We start from the raw sequence: 25,755 nt of genomic DNA on the forward strand, positions 1-25,755 counted from the left end.
CGCCACCGGTCCGTCCGCATACGTTCGTCCCGCTGCGGGCCGCCGAACGACGGCGGCTCCCCAACGGGAACCGGGGGTGTGCTCGTGCGGATCGGATTGTTCGCCGAGGGGGGCTCCCCCTCACCGAACGGTGAGGGGCGGCTCCGCTGTGACCTGCCGGCTCCGTTCCGGTGCACGCCCGAGCCGGCGCCCGGGGCGGCGTCCGAGGTGGTGGCCGAGCAGGGTTGCGGGGCCGCCGGGGGCGCGCCGGGGCGCAGGGCGCGCCGAGGGGTCGCCGAGTACCACGGGTCGCTGTTCGGCGCGCTGTGTGCGCCGGGGGCGCCGGCTCTCGGGGGCGCCCCGGGTGGTGCGTGGGTGCAGGGGGCGCCCGGCAGGTGGAGTGCGCGGGGCGCGGGTTCGACCGGTTCCCGCGCGGTTTCCCCCACCGGCTCGGCAACTATGCCGTCGGACGGGCCCGCCGACGCTCCGATAGGCAGCTGCACCCTTCTGGAGGACCGTTTCGTCACTGCCGTGCCCGGGCTCGCCGACCTCGCCCGTGACACCCCCCGCGCCCCGGCGCTCACCACCGCGCACCGCTGTTCCTGGGCCGGCACCGCACTCGGGGGCGCCCACCGTGCGCCCAGCGCCCCGGCGGCCCCCCGCAGCGCCCGTTGTCTCGGGGGCCCCGCCCTTCCGCCCGTCGCGACCCCCGTCGTCGGTGCCCCGCGCGCCCGCGCCGCCGGACGGTCCGCGCTCGGCGGCACCGGGGACGTCGACCCGGGCCACACGTTCACTCCCAGCCCCGCGGCCCGCGCCGAACCGCTGGCCCGGCGGCCGTGCGCCCCTGTCGTCATCGAGCAGGACGGCACGGCATTTCACGGCATTTACCGAGTGACCCGAGTAACGGCGCCCCCGCACCGGCACCGGAGGCGCCACCTGACGCCCTAGCCCCCGCGCGCCCCCACGCCACCCGTCCGCCACCCCCCACCACACCCCACGCTCCACCCCCCACCCGCTCCACCCCCCACACCTCCCGCGTGGCCGACACCGCGGGCGTTCCAGTACGGCACCACCCCTGAAGGAGAAAGCGAGATGACCACCCTCCGATCCGGAGACCGCGTTCCTGGAGGCGCCCGATGAGAGTGCTGCTGATCGGAGCCGGCGGGTACATCGGCCGCTTCGTCGCCGACCGGCTCATCGCCGACCCGGCCGTACAGCTCACCGCCCTCGGCCGCGGCGACGACGCCGATGTGCGTTTCGACCTCGCCACCGGCAGTCCGGGCGCGCTCACCCGGTTCCTCGACGCCGTCCACCCCGGAGTCGTCATCAACTGCGCGGGCGCCACCCGGGGCGGCGCCCGCGAGTTGATCCGGCACAACACCGTCGCCGTCGCCACCGTCTGCGAGGCCCTGCGCCGCAGCGGGTGCGGGGCCCGGCTCGTCCAGATCGGGTGCGGTGCCGAGTACGGTCCCAGCCAGCCCGGTTCCTCGACCGCCGAGGACGCCGTGCCGCGCCCCGGCGGCCCCTACGGCGTCAGCAAGCTGGCGGCCACCGAACTCGTCCTCGGCTCCGGCCTCGACGCCGTCGTGCTCCGGGTCTTCTCACCCGCCGGTCCCGGCACCCCCGCGGGCTCGCCGCTGGGGCGGCTCGCGGAGGCCATGCGCCGGGCCATGCAGTCCGGTGACGGCGAGCTGAAGCTCGGCGGTCTCGGGGCGCAGCGCGACTTCGTGGACGTGCGCGACGTGGCGCGGGCCGTGCACGCGGCCTCCCTGTCGGCCGCGCAGGGCGTCGTCAACATCGGGTCCGGCCGCGCCGTGCGCCTGCGCGACGCCGCCGCCGTCCTCGCCCGGGTCGCCGGCTACGGGGGCGCGCTGCACGAACTCGACACCTCGGCCGGGCCGCTGCGGGCCGCCCTCGGGCACCCGCGCCCCGACCCCGACCACGTGTCCCCGGCGGCCCACCCCTACCCGGACGGCTGCGGCAGCTGGCAGCAGGCCGACGTCCGCACCGCGCGCGACCGGCTCGGTTGGCGTCCCCGCATCAATCTGGAGGAGTCCCTCGCCGATATCTGGATGGAGGCGGCGTGCCGTATCTGACCAGCGCGCTGCGGGGCGCCACCGGGACGGGCACCGGACCGGGCGTCGGCGCGCCCGGCCCCGCGCACCCCCTGCTCGCCGCCGAGGACTGGCATGCGCTCACCCGGACCGCGGCGCCGCTGCACTGGGTCGTCCTCGACGTGGCGGGCGGCCCCGGGGACCGGCCCGACCCACAGTGCCTGGACGTCGTCGGACGGCTCACCAACGCGGGCGTCCGGGTACTGGGACACCTCGACCTCGACCGGGGGCGCGGCGACCTCCCGGCCCTGCTCGACCAGGCCCGGCGCTACCGCGACTGGTACCGGGTGGGCGGCTTCTACCTCGGTCGCTGTCCCGTCGACCACAGCAGCCTCCGGGCGGTCCGACGCACGGTGAGCAGTGTGCGGGCCCTGCTGGAGGACCCGCACGTCGTCCTCGGTCAGGGGCGTCACCCGCACCCCGGGTACGCGGCGGTCGCCGACCAACTGGTCACCTTCGCCGGCCCGTGGTGCGACTACCGTTGGTCGCAGGTCGCCGAGTGGACCGCGGAGCATCCGCCGGAACGCTTCTGCCACCTCGTCCACGGGGTGCCGCGCAGCCATCTGGACGAGGCGTTGCGCATCGCCCGCTGGCAGGGTGCGGGCACCATCTGGTTCACCGACCGCACCGATCGAGCCGGCGTCGCCGACCCCTGGGAGGGCATGCCCGGTTACTGGGACGAGTTCGTCTCGCGGATCGGAACAGGTGTCTCGGAATGACGGAGTGCGTGGCAGTGTTACACGCAGAACAACCTTCCGATATACCGACCAACGGAGTCCCCGTGTCGCTGCCACCCCTGGTAGAGCCCGCTTCTGAGCTCACTGTCGACGAGGTCCGCAGGTACTCCCGCCACCTGATCATCCCGGATGTCGGGATGGACGGGCAGAAGCGGCTGAAGAACGCCAAGGTGCTCGCCGTCGGCGCCGGCGGTCTCGGGTCGCCGGCGTTGATGTACCTGGCGGCGGCGGGTGTCGGCACCCTAGGAATCGTGGAGTTCGACGAGGTCGACGAGTCGAACCTCCAGCGCCAGATCATCCACAGCCAGGCGGACATCGGCCGGTCCAAGGCCGAGTCGGCCCGGGACACCGTCAAGGGCATCAACCCGTACGTCGAGGTCGTCCTGCACGAAGAGCGGCTCGAAGCCGACAACGTGATGGACATCTTCAGCCAGTACGACCTGATCGTGGACGGCACGGACAACTTCGCCACCCGCTATCTCGTCAACGACGCGTGCGTGCTCCTCAACAAGCCGTACGTGTGGGGCTCCATCTACCGCTTCGACGGTCAGGCCTCGGTCTTCTGGAGCGAGCACGGTCCCTGCTACCGCTGCCTCTACCCCGAGCCCCCGCCGCCCGGCATGGTGCCGTCCTGCGCCGAGGGCGGTGTCCTCGGCGTGCTGTGCGCCTCCATCGGCTCCATCCAGGTCACCGAGGCCATCAAGGTCCTCACCGGCACCGGCGAGTCCCTGGTCGGCCGCCTCATGATCTACGACGCCCTGGAGATGCAGTACCGCCAGGTGAAGATCCGCAAGGACCCGAACTGCGCGGTCTGCGGTGACAACCCCACGGTCACCGAACTCATCGACTACGAGGCGTTCTGCGGTGTGGTGTCCGAGGAGGCCCAGGAGGCGGCGGCCGGCTCGACCATCACGCCCAAGCAGCTCAAGGCGTGGATGGACGAGGGCGAGAACATCGAGGTCATCGATGTCCGTGAGCCCGGCGAGTACGAGATCGTCTCCATCCCCGGCGCCAAGCTGATCCCGAAGAACGAGTTCCTCATGGGCTCCGCCCTGGAGAGCCTGCCGCAGGACCGCAAGATCGTCCTGCACTGCAAGACGGGCATCCGCAGCGCGGAGGTCCTCGCCGTCCTGAAGGCGGCCGGTTTCTCGGACGCCGTCCACGTCGGTGGCGGTGTCATCGGCTGGGTCCACCAGATCGAGCCCAGCAAGCCGGTCTACTGACCGTCACCGCACTCCGCGCATGACCACCGGGTCCCCGTGCTTCCGGGCACGGGGACCCGTCGTGTGCGGGGTGCGCGGCTCGCGGGCACCCCGCACGGCCCACCGGCCCACCGGTCAGGAACAGACCTTGCCGTCCTTCGGCGCCCGGCCGTCCAGCAGATAGGCGTCGACCGCGCCGTCCACGCAGTCACTGCCGTTGCCGTAGGCCCCGTGCCCCTCGCCCTTCCAGGTCATCAGGACGCCGACGCCCGCACCGAGCCCGTCCGCCATGCGGCCCGCCCCCTCGTAGGGCGTCGCCGGGTCGCCGGTGTTGCCGATGACCAGGATGGGCGCCGCGCCCGGGGCGCTCACCTCGGAGCGCTCCTGAAGACCCGGCACCGGCCACTGGTGACACCACCCGGCCGTGTCCCAGCCCAGGAACTCCCCGAACACCGGTGATATCTCACGGAACTCCGCCAGCGAGGCGCGCGCCTGTGCCGGGGTCGTGCGGTCCTTGGAGTCGCGGCAGGAGATCGCCCGCTGGGAGTGGCTCTGGGTGCTGTAGCCCCCGGCCTCGTCCCGCTCGTTGTAGGCGTCGGCGAGGGCGAGCAGCGCGCTGCCGTCACCGTCCTCCGCGCTCTCCAGGGCTTCGGCGAGCGCCGGCCACGACTGCTCGCTGTAGAGCGTGATGACGATGCCGATGGTCGCCAGGGTCTGGGTCAGCTCGCGGTCACCGGAGGTGGGCAGCGGCTCCGCGTCGATGCGCTGCAGCAGGTCCGCTATGGTCCGGCTGCCCTCCGCCGGGTCCTGGCCCTGGTCCTTCAGGTAGTTGTCCAGGGCGCGTTGGAAGCCCCGGGTCTGGTTCTTCGCCTGGGCGACGCCGTCCGCGGTGGGGTCCACCACCGCGTCGAAGACCAGTCGTCCCACCCGGCCCGGGAACAGATGGGCGTAGGCGCCGCCGAGTTGGGTGCCGTACGAGATGCCGAAGTAGTGGAGCTCGTCGTCCCCGAGGACGTGGCGCATCAGGTCCATGTCCCGCGCGGTGTTGTCGGTCGACAGATGGGCCAGCAGCTCCCCGGCGCCGCGCTCGCACCCCGCGGCGAAGTCCGCCGCGTCCGCCAGGAACGCCCGCTCCTCCGTGCCGCCGTCGGGGCTGAGGTCGACCTCCTCGGCGGCCTGGATCGCCTCGTCGGCGCGACAGCGCACGCCCTCGCTGTCGCCGACCCCGCGCGGATCGAAGCTGACCAGGTCGTACCGCTTCTGGAGGCGGTCGTACTCGGGGGCGAAGGAGGGCAGCATGGAGATGCCGGAGCCACCGGGCCCGCCGAAGTTGAAGACGAGGGAACCGATGCGCGAGCCCTCGTCCTTCGCGCCCGCCCGGATCAGGGCGATGTCGATCGTCTTGCCGTCGGGCTTCGCGTAGTCCAACGGGACCTTCAGGTCGGCGCAGCGCCAGGAGTCGTCGGGGGCCTCGCCGTCGGCACCGGCCCCGCACGCGCCCCAGGACAGCCGCTGCTCGGTCAGCGAAGCGGGGAGTCCGCCGCCGGCGGTGTCCGACGGGGCGGGGGCGGGGGAACGCGACGCGGTGCGGTCGCCGGGCGGATCGTCCGCACCGCCGGAACCGCTACTGCATCCCGCGATCATCACGACGGCGGCGAGCAGCGCCGCCGACCGTACGTACCGGGCCATGACCTTCCCCCTCCACGAACTGTCCGGCCATAGTAGGCAGGCCCGGCCGCTCCCCGTCGGAGCCTGTGGACAACTCCTGACACGCCCTCGTCAACCCGGGTTCCGTGCCGTCGGCGCGGGTCAGGGACACACCGTCCCCTTCTTCGGCACCTTCCCGTCCAGCAGGTAGCCGTCCACCGCCCCGCGCACGCAGGTGTCCCCGCTGTCGTACGCCCCGTGCCCCTGGCCCTCGTACGTGAGCTCCACGCCCACGTTCCCGCCGAGCGCGTCCACCATCTTCCGGGTGCCCTCGTAGGGGGTGGCCGGGTCGCCGGTGTTGCCGACGACCAGGATCGGCGCGGAGCCGGGCGCGCTGACGTCCGGGTGGTCGGCGGCGCCCGGGACCGCCCAGTCGGTGCAGGTCACCATGGACCAGGCGAGGAAGTCCCCGAACACCGGGGACGCGGCGCGGAACGCGGGCAGCCGTGCCTCGACGTCCCCCGGCGTGTACCGCGGTTCGTCGTCGGCGCAGTTGATCGCCACGTTCGCGGCCTGGACGTTGCTGTAGTGGCCGTCCTCGCCCCGCCCGTTCATCGCGTCGGACAGGGCCATCAGGATCTTGCCGTCCCCGTCGTACGCCTGCTCCAGTCCCTCCGTCAGGTACTCCCAGAAGTCCGGTGAGTACAGGGACTGGGCGATGCCGCCGGTGGCGGCCGTCTGGGTCAGCTGGCGGGGGAACAGTCCGGGCAACGGTCGGGTCTCCAGGTCCCGCAGGAGCGCGGCGATGCGGTCCTTGACGTCCTCGGCGGTGTCGCCGACCGGGCAGTCCTCGACCTGGGACACGCAGTGCTCGGCGTAGTTGTCGAGGGCCAGTTGGAAGCCGCGGGTCTGCCCGAGGGCGCCCTGTTCCGGGTCCTGGGTCGGGTCGACCACCGCGTCGAACACCGCCCTGCCGACCTTCGTGGGGAACAGGTGCGCGTACACCCCGCCCAGTTCGGTGCCGTACGAGATGCCGAAGTAGTGCAGCCGGTCGTCGCCGAGCACCTGACGCATCAGCTCCAGGTCGCGGGCGGCGTCCGTGGTGCGCACATGGGGGAGCGTCCGGCCCGACCTGTCCTCGCAGGCCGCGTTGAAGGCCCGGGTGTGCGCCACGAGCTGCCGCTGTTCGGCGGCGTCGTCGGGGGTCGCGTCCTGCTGGAAGTACTCGTCGAGCTGTTCGTCGTCCTCGCAGATCACGCCCGCGCTGCGGCCCACCCCGCGGGGATCGAAGCTGACCAGGTCGTAGCGGGTGCGCAGCTTCTCGTACTCGTTCTCGAAGGCGGGCAGGGTCGTCACCCCGGAGCCGCCGGGACCGCCGAAGTTGAAGATCAGGGAACCGATCCGGCGGTCTTCCGGTCCGCTGGCCCTGGCCCGGATCAGGGCGATGCCGATGGTGTCCCCCTTCGGATCGTCCCAGTCGAGGGGGGCCTTCAGGGTGGCGCACTGCCACAGTTCGCCGTCGGGGAGCGGTGAGGGCGCCGGGCCGCCGCCCTCCGCCTGGGTCGGCTTGGGGCAGTCGGCCCACTGGAGTTCCTGCGCCGCCGGGTCGTCCGGGGAGTCGTCGTCGCCGGCGCACGCCACGGCCGATGCGGCCAGCAGGGCGACGGAGGCGGCCAGTGCGGCGGCCCGCCGGGGGAGGGGCTTCGGCATGTCCCCATCCTGTGGCCCCGGCGCGCGGGGCGCGCGGGCCGTGAGCCGTGCGGGTGACCGGCCGCCGGCCCACGCCCTCACGCCCCCACGAGGAGGCGGTCGGACACGCGGCCCTACAGGGCGCCCTTGCGGGTGAGGTGGTTGAAGAACAACCAGCCAGGCAGCACCGGCAGCCACAGCGTCAACAGCCGGTACAGCAGCACCGCCGGGGCGGCGACCTCCTTGGGCAGCCCCACCGCGATCAGACCGACCGTGAGCGTCGCCTCCACCGCGCCCACCCCGCCCGGGGTCGGCGCCGCCGAGCCGAGCGCGTTGCCCGCGAGGAACACCACCGCCACGCTCGCCAGGCTCAGTGAGGTGGTCTCGTCGCCGAACGCCCGGATCGACGCGTCCAGACACATCACGAAGCAGGCGGTCAGCAGCAGCATCCCGCCGATCCCGGTGATCAGCTTCTGCGGGCGCTGGAGCACGTCCAGCATGCGCGGCACCACCCCCGCGAACAGCGAGCGCACCCGGGTCACGACGAACTTGCGCAGGAACGGGATCGAAGTGACCACCAGGACCAGCACGGCGACCGTCAACAGCCCCGCGATGACCGTCCGCGACGGCGACAGGGACGGCGTCTTCTCGGTGCCCGTCAAGTACCCGAACGCCAGCAGCAGCAGGATGTGCGAGCCGAGCCCGAACAGCTGCGAAGCGCCGACGCTCGCCACCGCGAGCCCCGGACGGACCCCGGAGCGCTGCAGGAACCGGGTGTTGAGGGCCACCCCGCCGACCGCCGCCGGAGCCACCAACTTCACGAACGAACCGGCGACCTGGGCGGACACCGTGCGCAGGAAGGGCACCCGCTCCGGTACGAATCCGAGCAGGCTCATCGCGGCGGCGAAGTAGCTCAGCGCCGAGAACAGCGCGGCGGCGGCGACCCACCCCCACTCGGCCTCCTCGATCAAGGTCCCGAACTCGATGTGGGTGAGCTGCGACAACAGGAAGTAGGCACCGATCGCGCCCGCGATGAAACTGATCAGGGTGCGGGGCCGGATGCGTTCCAGCCGGGCCGGTTCCACGGGGGCCTGCGGACGGATGAGCAGCACCTGGTGACGGATCTGGGTGAGCAGGTCCTCCTCGCGGGCCTCCTCCAGCGCGTCGTCCATGGCCCGTTTCTCGGCCTGCTTTTCGGCGCGCACCGCCTTCTTGTCGCCCGCCGGGCGGGCGACGGCGCTCCCCGGGACCGCCCCGGCCGTCCCGACCGCGGTGCCTGCCGTTTCCGGTGCGCCTGCCGTTTTGGGTGCGTCTGGCGTGCCCGCTGCACTGGTTGTGCCCGCCGTGCCCGCCGTGCCCGCCGTGTTCGCGGTGTCGGTGTCGGCGGTGTCGGCGAGTCGCTCCTGCTTCGCCTTGCGGGACGCCTCAAGCACGGCCTCCCGCTCCCGCTGCGCGCGTTCCCTGGCGAGCTTGCGCAGGGTGCCGCGGGTCGCCCGGGTCAGGGCGATCGGCTGGAGCAGCGGCAGACAGTCCGCCACCAGGTCAGGCCCCAGCACGGCCACCGCCGAGGCCACCGACCGCTCGGCGCCCACCCGCAGCCCCAGGGTCGTCAACAGCTGGGCGACGTCCATCCGCAGCACCAGGTCGCCCGCCGCGATCTCGCCGCCCCGCAGATCGGTCAGGATCACCGTGCCGGAACGATCCACCAGGATCGCGTCGCCCGCCAGCCTGCGGTGCGCGATCCGACGCGACTGGAGGGCCTGCACCTGCCGCCAGGTGTCGTGCAGCAGCCCGTCCGTGATGTCGCTGTCGGGCAACGAGTCGAAGCTCCGCCCGCCGGTGTGCTCGTACACCAGCATCACCGCGTCCGGGCCCAGCTCCGAGGTGGCGATCAACTTGGGCGCGTTGGCGCCCGCCGCGATCGCCGCGTACGCGATCAGCGCCTCCTGCTCCAACGCCTGGCGCAGCGACTGGAGACTGCGGCGCGTGGTGATGCCCCGCAGCGTCATCCGCCGCCACACCCGGTAGAAGAACCCCTGGGCCTGCTGTTCCCGGTCCACCACGGTCACGTCGAGCGGGGGACCGTCCTCCAGGGTGACGCAGTACCGCCGGCCCCGGTCACCGCTGTCGGCGCTGTCCGGGGCGCCTTCCTCGCGGGCCGCGCTCACCGGGTGGAAGCCCACCCTGCGCAGCCCCGCCAGGAGCGTCTGGCCGGTGGGCCGCACGTTCGGGGAACCCACCGCGTACAGCGTCCCGTACGCGATGGTCCAGCCGATGAGGATCGTCAGGATGATCGAGAACGGGGTGGTGTAACCGGTGACGAGCATCGCGAACGCGTCGAGCAGCAGCACCACCCACAGCACGACCCGCCAGCGCGGCCGGCGTGACATCCCCACGGCGGTCATGTACGCGATCACGGGCGCCAGATAGCCGTGCACCGGGTCGGTCAGCGCGTGGATGTCCGCGGGGGACGGCCGGGTCAGCGCGTCCTGGATCGACTGCGGCGCCGCCTGGGCGACCCACAGGTCCGTGGCGAGCGTCACCCCGTGCGCCAGGACCGCCGCCAGGACCCCGTCGGCGATCCGCAGCCCGTCCCGTTTGATCAACCGCTCGACGGCGAAGGCCACCGGGACCAGCAGCACCGCGATGCTCGACGCCAACCCCGCGAACTTGATCAGCAGGTCGGGGGCGTCCTCGGTGCCCTTGCTGATGTCCTGCTCCAGGCCCGACGTCGTCCCGTGCGCGAACGTCGCGATCGCCAGCACCACCGCGATCGCCAGCACCCCGCTGAGCAGCCGCATCAGGTCGGACGGCCGGTGCACCCGCGCGGGCAGCAGCGGCTCGTCGCCCTCCACCTCGTCGACGTAGGACCCCGACGAGCCGACGGCCTCCGTCAGCTCGTCGGGATCCGCGGGACCCTCCGGAGTGACGGTCACGGGGTCCGCACCGGCCGGCACCGGCACCGGCGCGCGCCGCTCGGCACCCGGCCCGTCCGGCCCGGGTGCTCCCGCGCCGGCGGGCGCGGTCTCGTCCGAATCCTCGTGCGCCTTCAGGGGCTGCTCTCCGGTGTCAGGGCGCGTCGACGCACCAGGGATGCCCGCTCCATCGGGTTCCATGCCCTGTCGCTCCGCCGCGCCTTCTTGTTCTCGTATCACCAGTCACCGCCCGCATGATCCTGGCATGCCCTCCCGGCAGAGCGGGGCATCAGGGTGCGATACGGCGGTGCCGGGACCTCCTCACCCGCCTTCCTCGGGCGCCCCGCGCGGATCGCTGCGCGCCCTTCGTGCTGTCGGTGGTGTGGGGCAGGATAGGACGGATGAGCGAGGAGAGCCGTCCCGCGGACGGACCGTCCGAACACCCCGGTCACCCCGAGTACGCCGAGCGGGTCTTCGAAGTGGCCGAGCTGATCCCGCCCGGCCGCGTGCTGACGTACGGCGACGTCGCCGAATGGCTGGAGACGGGCGGCCCCCGCCAGGTCGGCCGGGTCATGGCGCTGTACGGCGGAGCGGTGCCCTGGTGGCGCGTGGTGCGCGCGGACGGCGTACTGCTCCCGGGGCACGAGCGCGAAGCGCTGGGCCACTACCGCGCGGAGGGCACCCCGCTGCGCACGGCGGGCGGCACCTCCGGAACCCACCTGCCGCGGCTCGACATGCGGCGCGCCCGATGGGACGGACGAACCGAGACATGACACGCACCACACGACGAACTGACGCACACCGGCAAGCTTCCGCCACGCGACCCCCGAACGGGCGACGGACCGCCGCAGCAGAACGGAACCGGACCGCCGGAACCCGCCGGGACCGGCCCGCCCGCGGGGACCGTCCCCGGCCCGCTCCCGCCCCGGTCGTCCCGCGCCCGCTCGCCACCGCGTAGCGTCCGGGGTACCCGGCGGGCAGTGACCCGCCGGCAGACGCCCACCGCCCCCCGCGCACCACCGCGCCCCCATCAGCACGACCACCAGGACCGGCGACCCACGTGAGCTTCCCCTCCTCCACCAGACGCCCGCCGCACCCCCGTGCGCGGCCGGGGAGCCCCGGCGCGTACCGACTCGTGCGCACCGCGCAGGCTCCGGTGGACTCCCCTCGTCTGGACGCAGGCCAGCGCGCGGTGGTTGACCACGGCAAGGGCCCGATGCTCGTCCTCGCCGGGCCCGGCACCGGCAAGACCACGACCCTCGTCGAAGCGGTCGCCGCCCGGCTGGCCCGCGGCGCCGACCCCGCACGCGTCCTGGTGCTCACCTTCAGCCGCAAGGCCGCCGTCGAACTGCGCGACCGGATGGCCCTGCGCATCGGCGCCGCCCGCGCCCCGCAGGCGACCACGTTCCACTCCTTCTGCTACGCCCTCGTCCGCGCCCACCAGGACGCCGACCTGTTCGTCGAGCCCCTGCGCCTGCTGTCCGGCCCCGAGCAGGACGTCACCGTGCGGGAACTGCTCGCCGGACAGATCGACCTCGAACGCGCCGGCCTGCGCCACGTGCGCTGGCCCGACGAACTGCGCGCCTGCCTGACCACCCGGGGCTTCGCCGACGAGGTGCGCGCCGTCATCGCCCGCACCCGGGAACTGGGCCTCGCCCCCCGCGCCCTCGGGGACTTCGCCGCCCGCACCGGCCGCCCCGACTGGGGCGCCGCAGCCGCGTTCCTCGCCGACTACCTGGACGTCCTCGACCTCCAGGGCGTCCTCGACTACACCGAACTCGTCCACCGTGCCGTCCTCCTCGCCCGTCGCCCCGAGGTCGCGTCCGCCCTGGCCGGACAGTACGACGCGGTGTACGTCGACGAGTACCAGGACACCGACCCGGCGCAAGTACGCCTCCTGGACGCGCTCGCCGGCGGCGGACGCACCCTCGTCGCCCTCGGCGACCCCGACCAGTCGATCTACGCGTTCCGGGGCGCCGACGTGAACGGCATCCTCGACTTCCCCACGACCTTCCGGCACCCGGACGGCACCCCCCCGCGCGTGACCGTGCTCGGCACCTCCCGCCGCTCCGGCGCCGAGCTGCTCGCCGCGACCCGACGGATCACCCAACGCATGCCGCTCACCCGGCTCCCCGCCGAGCAGGTCCGCGCCCACCGGGACCTCGGCGCCGCCCGGGACGGCGGGCGGGTCGAGGCGTACACCTACCCGACCGCCGGTACGGAGCTGGACAACATCGCCGACGTCCTGCGCCGCGCGCACCTGGAGGACGGGGTGCCCTGGCGGGACATGGCCGTCCTCGTCCGCTCGGGCGGGCGCACCATCCCGTCGCTGCGCCGCGCCCTCACCTCGGCGGGGGTGCCCCTCGACATCGACGGCGACGACCTGCCGCTGCGGCACGAGCCCGCGGTGGCGCCGTTGCTGATGGCCCTCAAGGCGGTCGCCGAGGCAACCCTCGCCGGGCCCGCGGGTGCGGGCACGCCGGCGGGGCCGGGCACCTCCACGGGTTCGGCTGCGCCCACGGGTTCGGCTGCGCCCGCCGGTGCGTCCGGCGGCCCTGCCGGCCCGCTCGACGGTCCCGCCGAAAGCTCCGAGGACGCCCCCGGAGACGCCTCCGAAGGCACCTCCGGGAACACCCCGGCGCCCGCCCCGGCGCCCGCCCCGGCGCCCACCCCCGGGAACCCCCCTGGGAACACCTCCTGGCTGGACACCGAGACCGCGCTCACCCTCCTCGCCTCACCCCTCGCCGGCATGGACACCGCCGACCTGCGACGCCTGGGCCGGGCCCTGCGCGCCGAGGAACGCGCCGCCGGCAACCCGCTGCCCGAAGCCTCCGACGTGCTCCTCACCCGGGCGCTCGCCGAACCCGAACGCCTCACCGCGCACGACCCGTCCTACGCGCGCGGCGCACAGCGCCTCGGCGCACTGCTGCGCGCCGCCCGCACCCGCCTCGCGGACGGCGGGACCGCCGAGGAAGCCCTGTGGGACCTGTGGCAGGGCACCTCCTGGCCCCAGCGCCTGGAACGGTCCGCCCGGCGCGGCGGCGCCGCCGGACGCAACGCGGACCGCGACCTCGACGCCGTCTGCGCGCTCTTCGCCGCCGCGGCCCGCGCCGAACAACGCACCGGCGGGCGCGGCGCCCTCAACTTCCTCGCCGAGACCGAAGCCGCCGACATCGCCGCCGACACCCTCACCCGGCGCGCCGTCCGCCCCGACGCGGTGCGCCTGATGACCGCCCACCGGTCCAAGGGCCTGGAGTGGCGACTCGTCGTCGTCGCCGGCGTCCAGGAGGGACTCTGGCCCGACCTGCGGCGCCGCGGCTCGCTGCTGGAGGCCGACCGCATCGGCCGGGACGGGCTCGCCGAACCGCTCTCCCCGGGCGCCCTGCTCGCCGAGGAACGCCGCCTCTTCTACGTGGCCGCCACCCGTGCCCGCGAACGCCTCGTCGTCACCGCCGTGAAGGCCCCGGCCGACGACGGCGACCAGCCGTCCCGCTTCCTCGCGGAACTCGGCGTCGAACCCCGGGACGTCACCGGCCGCCCGCGCCGCCCGCTCGCCGTCGCCGCGCTCGTCGCGGAACTGCGCGCCACCACTGTCGACCCGAACGCCTCCGCCGCACTGCGGGAGGCCGCCGCAAGACGCCTCGCCGAACTCGCCGCACTCGACGACGGCGAGGGCCGCCCCCTGGTGCCCGCCGCCCACCCCCACCGCTGGTGGGGCATGGACGACCCCACCGAGAGCAGGGTCCCGCTCCGCGACCGCTCCCACCCGGTGGCCCTGTCGGGCAGCGCCCTCGACCAACTCGCGAACACCTGCGCCCTCCAGTGGTTCCTGGGCCGCGAGGTGAAGGCCGACGCCCCCGCCACCGCCGCCCAGGGCTTCGGCAACGTGGTGCACGTGCTCGCCGACGAGGTCGCCTCCGGACGCACCCCCGCCGACCTCGCCGTCCTGAGGGAACGCCTCGACTCGGTGTGGGACGCGCTCGCCTTCGACGCGCCCTGGAAGTCGGCCCAGGAGAAGGAACACGCACGGGCGGCACTCGAACGCTTCCTGCACTGGCACGTCACCGACCGCGCCGGGCGCACCGCCGTCGCCAGCGAGCAGGACTTCGACGTGACCCTGACGGCCGGCTCCTTCGAGGTGCGCATCCGCGGCTCCGTGGACCGCGTCGAACGCGACGGCGAGGGCCGCGCCTACGTCGTCGACTTCAAGACCGGCAAGCACGCCCCCTCCGCGGCGGAGGTCGCCCGCCACCCCCAGCTCGCCGTCTACCAGCTCGCCGTCACGGAGGGCGCCGTCGACGACGCCTTCGGCGGCGAGCGCCCCGTCCCGGGCGGCGCGGAACTCGTCCACCTGCGGCAGGGCGCCGCCCGCCGGGACGGCGGTGACGAGGTGCCCAAGATCCAGGCCCAGGAACCGCTGGCCGGACAGTGGATCGGCGACCTCCTCGCCACCGCCGCCGGCAAGGTCCTCGACGAACGGTTCGCGCCCACCACCGGCCAGCACTGCGGACACTGCGCGTTCCGCGCCTCGTGCAGCGCCCGCCCCGAGGGACGCCACGTCATCGACTGACCGCGGGCCCCGCACCCACGTCACCCCACGGCCGTACGGCCACCCGACCCGGTGACGACGACGGGCACCGCGGGTCCGGGGGGCGTTGCCGGAACCGCCGGCCGGCCCGGAATGTCACCGTCCCCGGTTAGCCTCGTCCGTGTGCCCGCACGCATCACCGACCCCGAGCAGCTGAAACAGCTCCTCGGCATCCCGTTCACCCCGGAGCAGACGGCCTGCATCATCGCGCCGCCCGCCCCGCAGGTCATCGTGGCCGGAGCCGGCTCGGGCAAGACCACCGTCATGGCCGCCCGCGTGGTGTGGCTCGTCGGCACCGGACAGGTCGCCCCCGAACAGGTCCTCGGACTGACCTTCACCAACAAGGCCGCCGGCGAACTCGCCGAACGCGTCCGCAAGGCCCTCCTCGCGGCCGGCGTCACCGACCCCGACGCCATCGACCCGGACAACCCCCCGGGCGAACCCGTCATCTCCACGTACCACGCCTTCGCCGGCCGGCTCCTCACCGACCACGGACTGCGCATCGGCCTGGAACCCACCACCCGGCTCCTCGCCGACGCCACCCGCTTCCAGCTCGCCGCCCGCGTCCTGCGCGAAGCCCCCGGCCCCTACCCGGCGCTCACCCGGTCCTTCCCCGACCTCGTCAGCGACCTCCTGGCCCTCGACGCCGACCTCGCCGAACACCTGGTGCGCCCCGAGGACCTCCGCGCCCACGACGCCGCACTGCTGCGCACCCTGGACGGCGCCACCCTGTCCAACCCCGATCTGCGTAAGGTCCCCGAGGCCGCCGCCGCCCGCCGCGACCTCGCCGCCCTCGTCCAGCGCTACCGCGAGGCCAAACGCAGTCGGGACCTCCTCGACTTCGGCGACCAGATCGCCCTGTCCGCCGCCCTCGCCCGCACCCGCCCCGAAGTCAGCGGCATCCTGCGCGACGAGTTCCGCGTCGTCCTCCTCGACGAGTACCAGGACACCTCCGTCGCCCAGCGCATCCTGCTCTCCGGGCTCTTCGGCAACGGCACCGGCCACCCCGTGACCGCCGTCGGCGACCCCTGCCAGGCGATCTACGGCTGGCGCGGCGCGTCCGTCGCCAACCTCGACGACTTCCCCCGGCACTTCGCCCACGCCGACGGAACCCCCGCCACCCGCCACGCCCTCAGCGAGAACCGCCGCAGCGGAGGGCGCCTCCTCGACCTCGCCAACCACCTGGCGACCCCCCTGCGCGCCCTCCACGCCGGCGTGGAAGCCCTGCGCCCCGCCCCGGGCGCCGAACGCGAGGGCACGGTCCGCTGCGCCCTGCTCAGCACCCACGCCGAAGAGCTCGACTGGCTCGCCGACTCCCTCGCCCACCTGGTGCGCACCGGCACCCCGCCCGGCGAGATCGCCGTGCTGTGCCGCACCGCCGCCGACTTCGCCGACATCCAGGGCGCCCTCGTCGCCCGGGACGTCCCCGTCGAGGTCGTCGGCCTGTCCGGACTGCTGCACCTGCCCGAGGTCGCCGACCTGGTCGCCGTCTGCGAAGTCCTCCAGGACCCCGGCGCCAACGCCTCCCTGGTCAGGCTGCTCACCGGACCCCGCTGGCGCATCGGCCCCCGCGACCTCGCCCTGCTGGGGCGCCGCGCCCGGCTCCTCGTCCGCCACGCGCACCCTGCCGACGAAGGGGCCGACGGCGACCTCGACCGGCGGCTCGCCGCAGCCGTCGAAGGGATCGACCCGGCCGAGGTGGTGTCCCTCGCCGACGCGCTCGACACCTTCCTGGAACGACCCGCCGACTCCGGCGACGACGGCCTGCCGTTCTCGGCCGCCGCCCGCGTCCGCTTCGCCCGCCTCGCCGCCGAACTGCGCGATCTGCGGCGCTCCCTCGCCGACCCCCTGATGGACGTGCTGCACCGGGTCCTCGCCACCACCGGCCTGGAGGTCGAACTGTCGGCGTCCCCGCACGCCCTGGCCGCCCGCCGCCGCGAGACCCTCGCCAACTTCCTCGACACGGCCGCCTCCTTCGCCGCCCACGACAACGACGCCACGCTCCTCGCCTTCCTCGGCTTCCTGCGCACCGCCGCCCAGTACGAGAAGGGCCTCGACAACGCCCTGCCCGGCGGCGAGAACACCGTCAAGGTCCTCACCGCCCACAAGTCCAAGGGCCTCGAATGGGACGTCGTCGCCGTCCCCGGGCTCGTCCGCGGCACCTTCCCCAGCGCCCAGGGCCGCGACAAGTGGACCGCCCAGGGCAAGGTCCTCCCGCACCCCCTGCGCGGCGACGCGGACACCCTGCCCGAGGTCGCCTCCTGGGACGCGCGCGGCCTCAAGGCGTTCCACGAGGACCTGAAGGACCACCAGCACACCGAGGAACTACGCCTCGGCTACGTCACCTTCACCCGCCCCCGGTCCCTGCTCCTCGGCTCCGGCCACTGGTGGGGACCCACCCAGAAGCGCACCCGGGGCCCCTCGGACTTCCTCCACGCCCTCCACGACCACTGCGCCGCCGGCCACGGCGAGATCGAAACCTGGGCCGACCGCCCCGAACCGGAGGACGAGAACCCGGCGCTCCGGGCGGCCACCGCCGAGCACGCCTGGCCGCTGCCGCTCGACCCCGACGCGCTCGCCCGCCGCCGGGCCGCCGCCGACGTCGTCCTCGGCCACCTCGACCGGCTCACCGACACCCGCGCGCCCGGGTACGACCCGGCACCCGCCTACGACCCCGAGTGGCCACCGCCCCCGGACGACCCCGAGGACGAGGCGCACCACCCCGTCGGGGAGAACTCCGCCGACAGGGAGGACTCCGCCGACTGGGAGGAGTGGAGCCACGACCGTCCCACTCCGCACCCGCACGCCCCCACCCCCGCGATCCCGCACGCCCGCGCCCCCCACCCACCGACCGCGGCGGAGCGACCCGCCGCCGCCGCGGACCTCACCCCCGAGGAGGCCCGCACCATCGCCTCCTGGGACCGCGACCTCACCGCCCTCACCGGGGAACTGCTGCGCGCCCGGCAGAGCGTCACCGACGTCCCGCTGCCCCCCTCCCTCACCGCCTCCCAACTCCTCCACCTCGCCGCCGACCCCGACGGCTTCGCCCAGGAACTCGCCCGGCCCATGCCGCGCCCCCCGCAGCCCGCCGCCCGCCGCGGCACCCGCTTCCACGCCTGGGTCGAAACCCGCTTCGAGGCGCTGCGCCTGCCCCTGCTCGACCCCGACGACCTCCCCGGCAGCGACGCCGAGATCGACGACGAACACGACCTGGAAGCCCTGAAGGACGCCTTCGAGCGCACCCCCTACGCCCGGCGCACCCCGTACCGGGTGGAGGCCCCCTTCCAGCTGGAACTCGCCGGACGCGTCGTCCGGGGCCGCATCGACGCCGTCTACCGCGACGACGACGGCGACCGCACCACGTACGAGATCGTCGACTGGAAGACCGGCCGGGGCCACCACGCCGACCCGCTGCAACTCGCCGTCTACCGACTCGCCTGGGCCGAGCGGCAGGGCGTCCCCCCGGAGTCGGTGACGGCGACCTTCCTGTACGTGCGCAGCGGCGAGACCGTGCGCCCCGCGCACCTGCCCGGCCGCGCCGAACTGGAACGACTCCTCACCGGCGACGACGACGGCACCGGGCGCGCACCGGCCCCCGGGGAACCAGCGGACGGGACCACCTCGCGGGACGGTTAGGCTCAAGGCCATGAGCAAGCCCGTTGACAGTGCCGTCAGCGCCGTCAGTGCCGTCAGTGCCGTCCGCGCATACGTCCAGAACCATCGCGACGCCTTCCTCGCCGACCTCGGCGACTGGCTGCGGATCCCGTCCGTCTCGGCCCAGCCCGAGCACGCCGCGGACGTGCGGCGCAGCGCCGACTGGCTCGCCGCCGCCCTGAAGGACACCGGGTTCCCGACCGTCGAGGTCTGGGACACCCCCGGTGCCCCCGCCGTCTTCGCCGACTGGCCCTCCGACGACCCGGACGCCCCCACCGTCCTCGTCTACGGTCACCACGACGTCCAGCCCGCAGCCCGCGAGGACGGCTGGCAGACCGACCCCTTCGAGCCGGTGGTCACGGGCGGCCGGCTGTACGCGCGCGGCGCCGCCGACGACAAGGGGCAGGTGTTCTTCCACACCCTCGGCGTCCGCGCCCACCTCGCCGCCACCGGCCGCACCGCGCCCGCCGTCCACCTCAAGCTGCTGGTCGAGGGCGAGGAGGAGTCCGGCTCGCCGCACTTCCGCGCCCTGGTCGAGGAGCGCGCCGCCCGGCTCACCACCGATGCCGTGATCGTCTCCGACACCGGCATGTGGTCCGCAGACACGCCCACCGTGTGCACCGGCATGCGGGGCCTCGCCGACTGCGAGATCGAACTGTTCGGACCCGACCAGGACATCCACTCCGGGTCCTTCGGCGGCGCCGTGCCCAACCCGGCGGACGCCGCGGCCCGCCTCGTCGCGGCCCTCCACGACGAGCACGCGCGCGTCACCGTCCCCGGCTTCTACGACGGCGTCGAGGAGCTGACCGACCGCGAACGGGAACTCTTCGCCGAACTCCCCTTCGACGAGGCCGCGTGGCTGCGCACCGCGAAGTCGTACGCCACCCGCGGCGAAGCCGGCTACACCACCCTGGAACGCCTGTGGGCCCGCCCGACCGCCGAGGTCAACGGCATCGGCGGCGGCTACCAGGGCCCCGGCGGCAAGACGATCATCCCCGCGCGGGCGATGCTGAAGCTGTCGTTCCGGCTGGTCGCCGGCCAGGACCCGGACCGCGTCGAGGAGGCCGTCCGCAGCTGGGTCGCCGACCAGCTCCCCGCCGGCATCCGCCACGACATCGTCTTCGGCGCGGCGACCCGCCCCTGCCTCACCCCGCTCGACCACCCCGCCCTCCAGTCGGTGACCCGGGCCATGGCCCGCGCCTTCGACACCGACATCCGCTACACCCGCGAGGGCGGCTCCGGACCCGCCGCCGACCTCCAAGACGTCCTCGGCGCCCCGGTGCTGTTCCTGGGCATCTCGGTGCCCTCCGACGGCTGGCACGCCCCCGACGAGAAGGTCGAACTGGACCTGCTGTTCAAGGGCGTGGAAACCGCCGCCCACCTCTGGGACGACCTCGCCGAGAACTGGCGCGGTGCCCGCTGAGCCCCCGCCCGCCCGGACGGGCCACCCTCCGGGCGGCACCCCGGGGCACACGGGTGGGACCCCCCCCACCACCGCCGGGCCGCGCCCCCCACCGCCGCCCGCCGCCCGCCTCGCTGAACCCGCCGACACATCCGCATCCCCGGGGGAGATGGAAGCACCTGTGACCACCTGGACCGAGCGCAACGCCGATCACCCGCTGCCGCTGACCGCGCCGAGCGGCATCGACCGCGCCGCCCACCAGCGCCTCGACGAAGCGTGGCTCGCCGCTGCCTGGAGCCACCCCACGACCAGGGTCTTCGTGGTGTCCGGGGGGCAGGTCCTCATCGACGAGACACCGGACGGCCACACCGAACTGGTGATGACCCCGACCTTCGAAGCACCCCTCACCGAAGCCCACCGCTACTTCCTCGGCACCGACGAGGACGGCGTGCGGTACTTCGCGCTCCAGAAGGACACCCTGCCGGGCCGTCTCGACCAGTCGGCGCGCGCGGCGGGCCTGAGGGAAGCGGGCCACCTGCTGTCCCCCCGTGACGTCGGTCTCATGGTGCACGCCGTCGCCCTGGAGAACTGGCAGCGGATGCACCGCTTCTGCTCCCGCTGCGGCGAACGCACCGTCATCGCCGCCGCCGGCCACATCCGCCGCTGCCCCGCCTGCGGCGCCGAGCACTACCCGCGCACCGACCCCGCCGTGATCATGCTGGTGACGGACGACGAGGACCGGGTGCTCCTCGGCCGCCAGGTGCACTGGCCCGAGGGCCGCTTCTCGACCCTCGCCGGGTTCGTGGAGCCCGGGGAGTCCATCGAGCAGTCGGTGCGGCGCGAGGTCCGCGAGGAGGTCGGCGTCACCGTCGGCGAGGTCGGCTACGTCGCGAGCCAGCCGTGGCCCTTCCCGTCCAGCCTGATGCTGGGGTTCTTCGCCCGGGCCACGACGACCGAGATCGACGTGGACGGCGACGAGATCTCGGAGGCCCGCTGGTTCTCCCGGGACGAACTCGGTGCGGCCTTCGACGCCGGTGAGGTGCTGCCCCCGTACGGGATCTCGATCGCGTCCCGGCTGATCGAACTCTGGTACGGCAAGCCCCTGCCCAAGCAGGGCCCCGCCGTCTGACCGCGCAGCGCCCGCAGCGCCGTAGCCCCTGCCGCCCCTGCGGCATGACGAAGGCTCCCCCCGACGGGCGGCCCGTCGGCCGCGGGGGGAGCCTTCGGCGGTGCGTCACCGGGACGCACCGCCACCGTTCAGCTGGCGAGGGCCTGCTTCACCTGGGCGAGGCTCGGGTTCGTCATCACCACGTCGGAGCCGCCGCCGCGGGGCGCGACCACGACCGTGGGCACGGTCTGGTTGCCGCCGTTCGCCGTCTCCACGAACTTCGCGGACTCCGGGTCCTGCTCGATGTTGATCTCCGAATAGCCGATGCCCTCACGGTCCATCTGGCTCTTCAACCGCTGGCAGTAACCGCACCACGTGGTGCTGTACATCGTCACAGTGCCCGGCATCTGTCTCCTGCTCCTTCGTGCCCAGGGGTGAGCCTCGGCGCCCGCCCGCACAGCAAGAACGTACGTGGGGGAGCCGCCATTCCCGCCGCCGGGTCGACCGACCCCCCGCGCGCAGCGAACCGCCCCCCGCCCCGCCGGGCAGGGGGCCACCCCGGAACGACAGGCGACCCACCCCCTCCGAACAGCGGGCAATCCGAACCCGCCGGACGGCGGGAATGGCGCCGGACGAGTCATACAAGTACGACTGCGATCGTCACCCTGTGGATAACTTCCGCGACCGGGTCGAGGGACCTGGCAGCATGGCGGGGTGACATCAGCAACGCACTCCACACTCTTCCCACGGGAACCGGGCCCCGGCCAGTTCCCGGCGCCGCCGCAGGGCGCAGACGCCGTGCTGGACGGGCTCGACCCCGAACAGCGCGCCGTCGCCACCGCCCTGCGCGGCCCGGTGTGCGTACTGGCCGGCGCCGGCACCGGCAAGACCAGGGCCATCACCCACCGCATCGCCTACGGGGTCCACGCCGGAATCCTCCACCCCGGCAGCATCCTCGCCGTCACCTTCACCCAGCGCGCGGCGGGCGAGATGCGCGGACGCCTCCGCCAGCTCGGCGTCCAAGGAGTGCAGGCCCGCACCTTCCACTCCGCCGCCCTCCGCCAGCTCCAGTACTTCTGGCCCAAGGCCGTCGGCGGCGGCCTGCCCCGCCTCGTCGACCGCAAGATCGCCATCGTCGCCGACGCCGCCGCCGCCTGCGGCATCCGGCTCGACCGCAGCGAGCTGCGCGACGCCACCGCAGAGATCGAATGGTCCAAGGTCACCCAGACCGTCCCCGCCGACTACGCCGCCGCCGTGCACGCCGCCGGCCGGACCGCCCCCCGCAACCCGGCCGAGATCAGCCAGCTCTACAGCGCCTACGAAGACCTCAAACGCCAGCGGTCCGTCATCGACTTCGAGGACGTGCTGCTGCTGACCGTCGCCGTCCTCCAGGACCGCCACGACATCGCCGACCAGGTCAGAAGCCAGTACCAGCACTTCGTCGTGGACGAGTACCAGGACGTCAGCCCCCTCCAGCAACGCCTGCTCGAACTGTGGCTCGGCGACCGGGACGACCTCTGCGTCGTCGGCGACGCCAGCCAGACGATCTACTCCTTCACCGGCGCCACCCCCGACCACCTGCTCGACTTCCGCACCCGCCATCCGGGGGCCACCGTCGTCAAGCTCGTCCGGGACTACCGCTCCACCCCCCAGGTCGTCCACCTCGCCAACGGCCTGCTCGCCCAGGCCAGCGGCCGGGCCGCCGACCACCGCCTCGAACTGATCTCCCAGCGCGACACCGGCCCCGAACCGCAGTACCGGGAGTACCCCGACGAACCCGCCGAGGCGGAGGGCGCCGCCCGCCGCATCCGCGACCTCATCGCCGCCGGCGTGCCCGCCAGCGAGATCGCCGTCCTCTTCCGCACCAACAGCCAGTCCGAAACCTACGAACAGGCCCTCGCCGACGCCTCCGTGCCCTACCAGCTCCGGGGCGCCGAACGCTTCTTCGAACGCCCCGAGGTCCGCGAAGCGGGCGCGGCCCTCCGCGGAGCCGCCCGCTTCGGCGCCAACGACAGCCTCCTCGACGACGCCGTCGACCTGCCGTCCCAGGTCCGGGCCGTCCTGTCGACCAAGAACTGGACACCCCAGCCCCCCGCCGGCTCCGGAGCCGTACGCGAACGCTGGGAATCCCTCGCCGCCCTCGTACGACTCGCCGAGGACCTCACCCGGGCCCGCCCCACCGCGACCCTCGCCGACCTCGTCGCGGAACTCGACGAACGCGCCGTCGCCCAGCACGCCCCCACCGTGGAAGGCGTCACCCTCGCCTCCCTGCACGCCGCCAAGGGCCTCGAATGGGACGCCGTCTTCCTCGTCGGAGTCGCCGAGGGAATGATGCCGATCACCTACGCGCGCACCCCCGCACAGATCGAGGAAGAACGCCGCCTCCTCTACGTCGGAGTGACCCGCGCCCGCCACCGCCTCCACGTCTCCTGGGCCCTCGCCCGCTCACCCGGCGGACGACCCGGCCGCAGCGCCAGCCGTTTCCTCGACGGACTGCGCCCCGGCTCCACCGGCGGCGGCACCCGCATCGGCCAGCTCGGCCGAGGAGGCGTCGAACCCGGCAGCGGACAGGACGCCCCCGCCCCCGCCGCCCCGCGCCGCGCCCGCACCCCCGCCCGCTGCCGCGTCTGCCGCCGCACCCTGACCGACGCCGGCGAGATGAAACTGATGCGCTGCGACGACTGCCCCTCGGACATGGACGAGGGCCTCTACACCCGGCTGCACGACTGGCGGGCCACCCGCGCCAAGGAGACCGGCCAGCCGGAGTTCTGCGTCGTCACCGACAAGACCCTCATCGCCATCGCCGAGACCGTCCCCCTGGATGAGGGAAGCCTCGCCCGCATCCCGGGGGTGGGGATGCGCAAGGTCCGCGGCTTCGGCGGCGAAGTCCTCGCCATCTGCGCAGGTCAGGAACGATCTCCAGAGGGAGATGACCACTGAGGCAAACTCGTCGGAAAAATAGTTTGCACATGCCCCGGCCGTCACCATAGGTTCTTAAGCACGGAAACGGGGGCTTCTCCGAAGCGCCCGATCCGTGCTGTACTTCATATCCGTCGGACCAGGCTCGACCAGGTCCCCCAAGACGCCGAGAGGAGGCGAATCCAGTGAGCAGCATCAAGACCCGCACCTTCGTCAGCAGCGCCGTGATGCACGATCGCTCGGCCATCGCCTCCTGCCTGCCCGGCTTCTCGAACCCGGGGACAGGTCTGTCCGCCGCCGTCGCTCTGCGTCCTGAGCCCGTCCTGGTCGCCAATGGCCTCGTGATCCGCGAGCGCTCCGGCCGACCGACCGAGGCACCGGAAGCAGGAGAGGCAGCCAAGGCACTGGCCTATGGCTTTACCGCGACCGGCGCCGAACTCGGCAAGCGGCAGTCGAAGCAGCACCACACGATGTGGGCCTTCCGTGGGCTCGAACCCTGGAGTCATCCAGCCTGATCCTCGATCAGGCCGGCGCCTTCAGGGCCGCGGAACCCCACCCGGGATCCGCGGCCCTTCTGTTTTCCCCGAGCGGGAAGACGGAGCGAAGGGGTCTCGGGACAACAGAACAACCCGGTACCAGCCTCCCCAGCCACCGCTGCGGGAGACAGCCACCGGCCGACCGGCCGGACCGAACCAAACGAGGAAGACACCCCGTGCAACTCGAAGCGCACGCTCCGTCAGCTCCGCCCTCGGACACGATCTCCCCGCCCGGCCCCACGAAGGACTCCACCGTGACGCCCCTCACCGCGCTCACCGCGCTCGACGACGCCATCGAGAACCTCGGCGTACCCGTACCCTGCCGCTCCTACGACCCGGAGGTCTTCTTCGCGGAGTCGCCGGCCGACGTCGAGTACGCCAAGTCGCTGTGCCGAACCTGCCCGCTCGTCGAAGCCTGTCTCGCCGGGGCCAAGGAGCGGCGCGAGCCGTGGGGCGTCTGGGGCGGCGAACTGTTCGTCCAGGGTGTCGTCGTCGCCCGGAAGCGGCCCCGCGGCCGTCCGCGCAAGAACCCGGTCAGCGCATGAACGCCCTAGGCACCATCGACCGCCCCCTCACGCACGACCCCCGGAAACAGGCCCCGATGACCACCACCCACGAGCCCGCCGGCTCCACGCACACAGACTTCTCCACCACCACCGGCGTCGAAGCACGCCAGAACAGGAACCGAGCCATGCAACTCATCCCAGAAGCCCTGGCACGCGCGCATATGCGCGAGCGGCTTCGAGAGGCCGAGGCGGCCCGCCCGGCCGCCCGGATCGTCGCGGCCCGGCGCATGCAGCGCCGTGCCGAACGTGCGTCGATGCGGGCGCGCCGCGCGCTCGCCGTCGCCGTCATGCAGTAACGCGCAGTACCCCCGCATCCGGTGCGGCGACCACCACGGTCACCGCACCGGCACGGCACGCGGAACGCCTGCACGGTCCGCTGAACACCCGTACGGCACGGGGAACGCCTGCCGCGGCATGGGCAACGGCTACCGCGACACGTGGAACACGCACACGGCACCCTGCGGGGCCCGGTGCGGCGGCACCCCGCACGGCCGCCCCCGCCGCCCCGGGCGAGCAGCCGCCGCGGAGTCGACAGCCGCCCGTAGAACGAGTGTGCGGTTCTCGATCCGGAACCCGCGCAGCACCCACCAGCCCGCGGGGGCCAGTCCCGAACGGACCGGCCCCCGTAGGCAGTTGACGCACACGCCGCACACCGACGCCACCGCGAACCCACCCCGACCCGGCGCCCCCGCCGACAGC

The 25,755-nt window shown here is 73.7% G+C and carries 16 protein-coding genes; 12 read left to right on the plus strand and 4 right to left on the minus strand.

Going from position 1 to position 25,755, the window contains the following annotated elements; translation table 11 throughout:
• The first annotated feature begins 1,115 nt into the window (after positions 1 to 1,115).
• The 3 genes from ACFWIA_RS30985 (at position 1,116) to moeZ (ending at position 4,053) form a co-directional block, all read left to right on the plus strand.
• Positions 1,116 to 2,075, plus strand: coding sequence for an NAD-dependent epimerase/dehydratase family protein (locus ACFWIA_RS30985; RefSeq protein ID WP_385494578.1), 960 nt, complete (start codon positions 1,116 to 1,118; stop codon positions 2,073 to 2,075).
• Entirely contained in the window at positions 2,063 to 2,812 is a 750-nt protein-coding gene (locus ACFWIA_RS30990) for a spherulation-specific family 4 protein (RefSeq protein WP_387010574.1), read from the plus strand. The genes ACFWIA_RS30985 and ACFWIA_RS30990 overlap by 13 nt, the downstream gene beginning before the upstream one ends.
• A gap of 62 nt (positions 2,813 to 2,874) precedes the next feature.
• On the plus strand, positions 2,875 to 4,053 hold the full coding sequence (gene moeZ / locus ACFWIA_RS30995) for an adenylyltransferase/sulfurtransferase MoeZ (protein ID WP_387010575.1): 1,179 nt from the start codon (positions 2,875 to 2,877) through the stop codon (positions 4,051 to 4,053).
• Positions 4,054 to 4,167: 114 nt separating this feature from the next.
• Here the strand turns inward: moeZ and ACFWIA_RS31000 are convergent, their stop codons facing one another.
• The 3 genes from ACFWIA_RS31000 to ACFWIA_RS31010 all read right to left on the minus strand — a co-directional run bounded on the left by ACFWIA_RS31000 (position 4,168) and on the right by ACFWIA_RS31010 (position 10,523).
• Positions 4,168 to 5,721, minus strand: a complete 1,554-nt coding sequence (locus ACFWIA_RS31000; protein ID WP_387010576.1) for an alpha/beta hydrolase — start codon at positions 5,719 to 5,721, stop codon at positions 4,168 to 4,170.
• Between the two features lie 120 nt (positions 5,722 to 5,841).
• Positions 5,842 to 7,389 (minus strand): alpha/beta hydrolase, encoded by a 1,548-nt coding sequence (locus tag ACFWIA_RS31005; protein ID WP_387010577.1) that lies wholly within the window; start codon positions 7,387 to 7,389, stop codon positions 5,842 to 5,844.
• A 113-nt stretch (positions 7,390 to 7,502) separates the two neighbouring features.
• The gene (locus ACFWIA_RS31010) at positions 7,503 to 10,523 is read right to left on the minus strand and encodes a lysylphosphatidylglycerol synthase domain-containing protein (protein ID WP_387010578.1); all 3,021 of its coding nucleotides are present in this window, start codon (positions 10,521 to 10,523) and stop codon (positions 7,503 to 7,505) included.
• A 161-nt stretch (positions 10,524 to 10,684) separates the two neighbouring features.
• Here ACFWIA_RS31010 and ACFWIA_RS31015 point away from each other — a divergent pair, with 161 nt between their 5' ends.
• The 5 genes from ACFWIA_RS31015 to nudC all read left to right on the plus strand — a co-directional run bounded on the left by ACFWIA_RS31015 (position 10,685) and on the right by nudC (position 21,056).
• A complete protein-coding gene (locus ACFWIA_RS31015) occupies positions 10,685 to 11,056 on the plus strand; it encodes an MGMT family protein (protein ID WP_387010579.1) in 372 nt (123 codons plus the stop codon).
• Positions 11,057 to 11,343: 287 nt separating this feature from the next.
• Entirely contained in the window at positions 11,344 to 14,853 is a 3,510-nt protein-coding gene (locus tag ACFWIA_RS31020) for an ATP-dependent helicase (RefSeq protein WP_387010580.1), read from the plus strand.
• Between the two features lie 141 nt (positions 14,854 to 14,994).
• Positions 14,995 to 18,507 (plus strand): UvrD-helicase domain-containing protein, encoded by a 3,513-nt coding sequence (locus tag ACFWIA_RS31025; RefSeq protein ID WP_387010581.1) that lies wholly within the window; start codon positions 14,995 to 14,997, stop codon positions 18,505 to 18,507.
• Between the two features lie 10 nt (positions 18,508 to 18,517).
• On the plus strand, positions 18,518 to 19,948 hold the full coding sequence (locus ACFWIA_RS31030; RefSeq protein ID WP_387010582.1) for a dipeptidase: 1,431 nt from the start codon (positions 18,518 to 18,520) through the stop codon (positions 19,946 to 19,948).
• A 148-nt stretch (positions 19,949 to 20,096) separates the two neighbouring features.
• Entirely contained in the window at positions 20,097 to 21,056 is a 960-nt protein-coding gene (nudC, locus tag ACFWIA_RS31035) for an NAD(+) diphosphatase (RefSeq protein ID WP_387010583.1), read from the plus strand.
• 128 nt (positions 21,057 to 21,184) lie between these two features.
• On the opposite strand, the gene ACFWIA_RS31040 is transcribed toward nudC, so the two are convergent.
• A complete protein-coding gene (locus tag ACFWIA_RS31040; RefSeq protein WP_385494564.1) occupies positions 21,185 to 21,442 on the minus strand; it encodes a mycoredoxin in 258 nt (85 codons plus the stop codon).
• A gap of 307 nt (positions 21,443 to 21,749) precedes the next feature.
• Between ACFWIA_RS31040 and ACFWIA_RS31045 the strand changes: the two genes are divergently transcribed.
• The 4 genes from ACFWIA_RS31045 to ACFWIA_RS31060 all read left to right on the plus strand — a co-directional run bounded on the left by ACFWIA_RS31045 (position 21,750) and on the right by ACFWIA_RS31060 (position 25,352).
• Positions 21,750 to 23,975, plus strand: a complete 2,226-nt coding sequence (locus tag ACFWIA_RS31045) for an ATP-dependent DNA helicase UvrD2 (RefSeq protein ID WP_387010584.1) — start codon at positions 21,750 to 21,752, stop codon at positions 23,973 to 23,975.
• 206 nt (positions 23,976 to 24,181) lie between these two features.
• Positions 24,182 to 24,469 (plus strand): hypothetical protein, encoded by a 288-nt coding sequence (locus tag ACFWIA_RS31050; RefSeq protein WP_387010597.1) that lies wholly within the window; start codon positions 24,182 to 24,184, stop codon positions 24,467 to 24,469.
• 197 nt (positions 24,470 to 24,666) lie between these two features.
• Positions 24,667 to 25,035, plus strand: coding sequence for a WhiB family transcriptional regulator (locus tag ACFWIA_RS31055; RefSeq protein WP_362369541.1), 369 nt, complete (start codon positions 24,667 to 24,669; stop codon positions 25,033 to 25,035).
• A complete protein-coding gene (locus ACFWIA_RS31060) occupies positions 25,032 to 25,352 on the plus strand; it encodes a hypothetical protein (protein WP_387010585.1) in 321 nt (106 codons plus the stop codon). The genes ACFWIA_RS31055 and ACFWIA_RS31060 overlap by 4 nt, the downstream gene beginning before the upstream one ends.
• The last annotated feature ends 403 nt before the right edge of the window (positions 25,353 to 25,755 follow it).

The organism is Streptomyces sp. NPDC127068 (assembly GCF_042724695.1).
Taxonomy (GTDB): domain Bacteria; phylum Actinomycetota; class Actinomycetes; order Streptomycetales; family Streptomycetaceae; genus Streptomyces.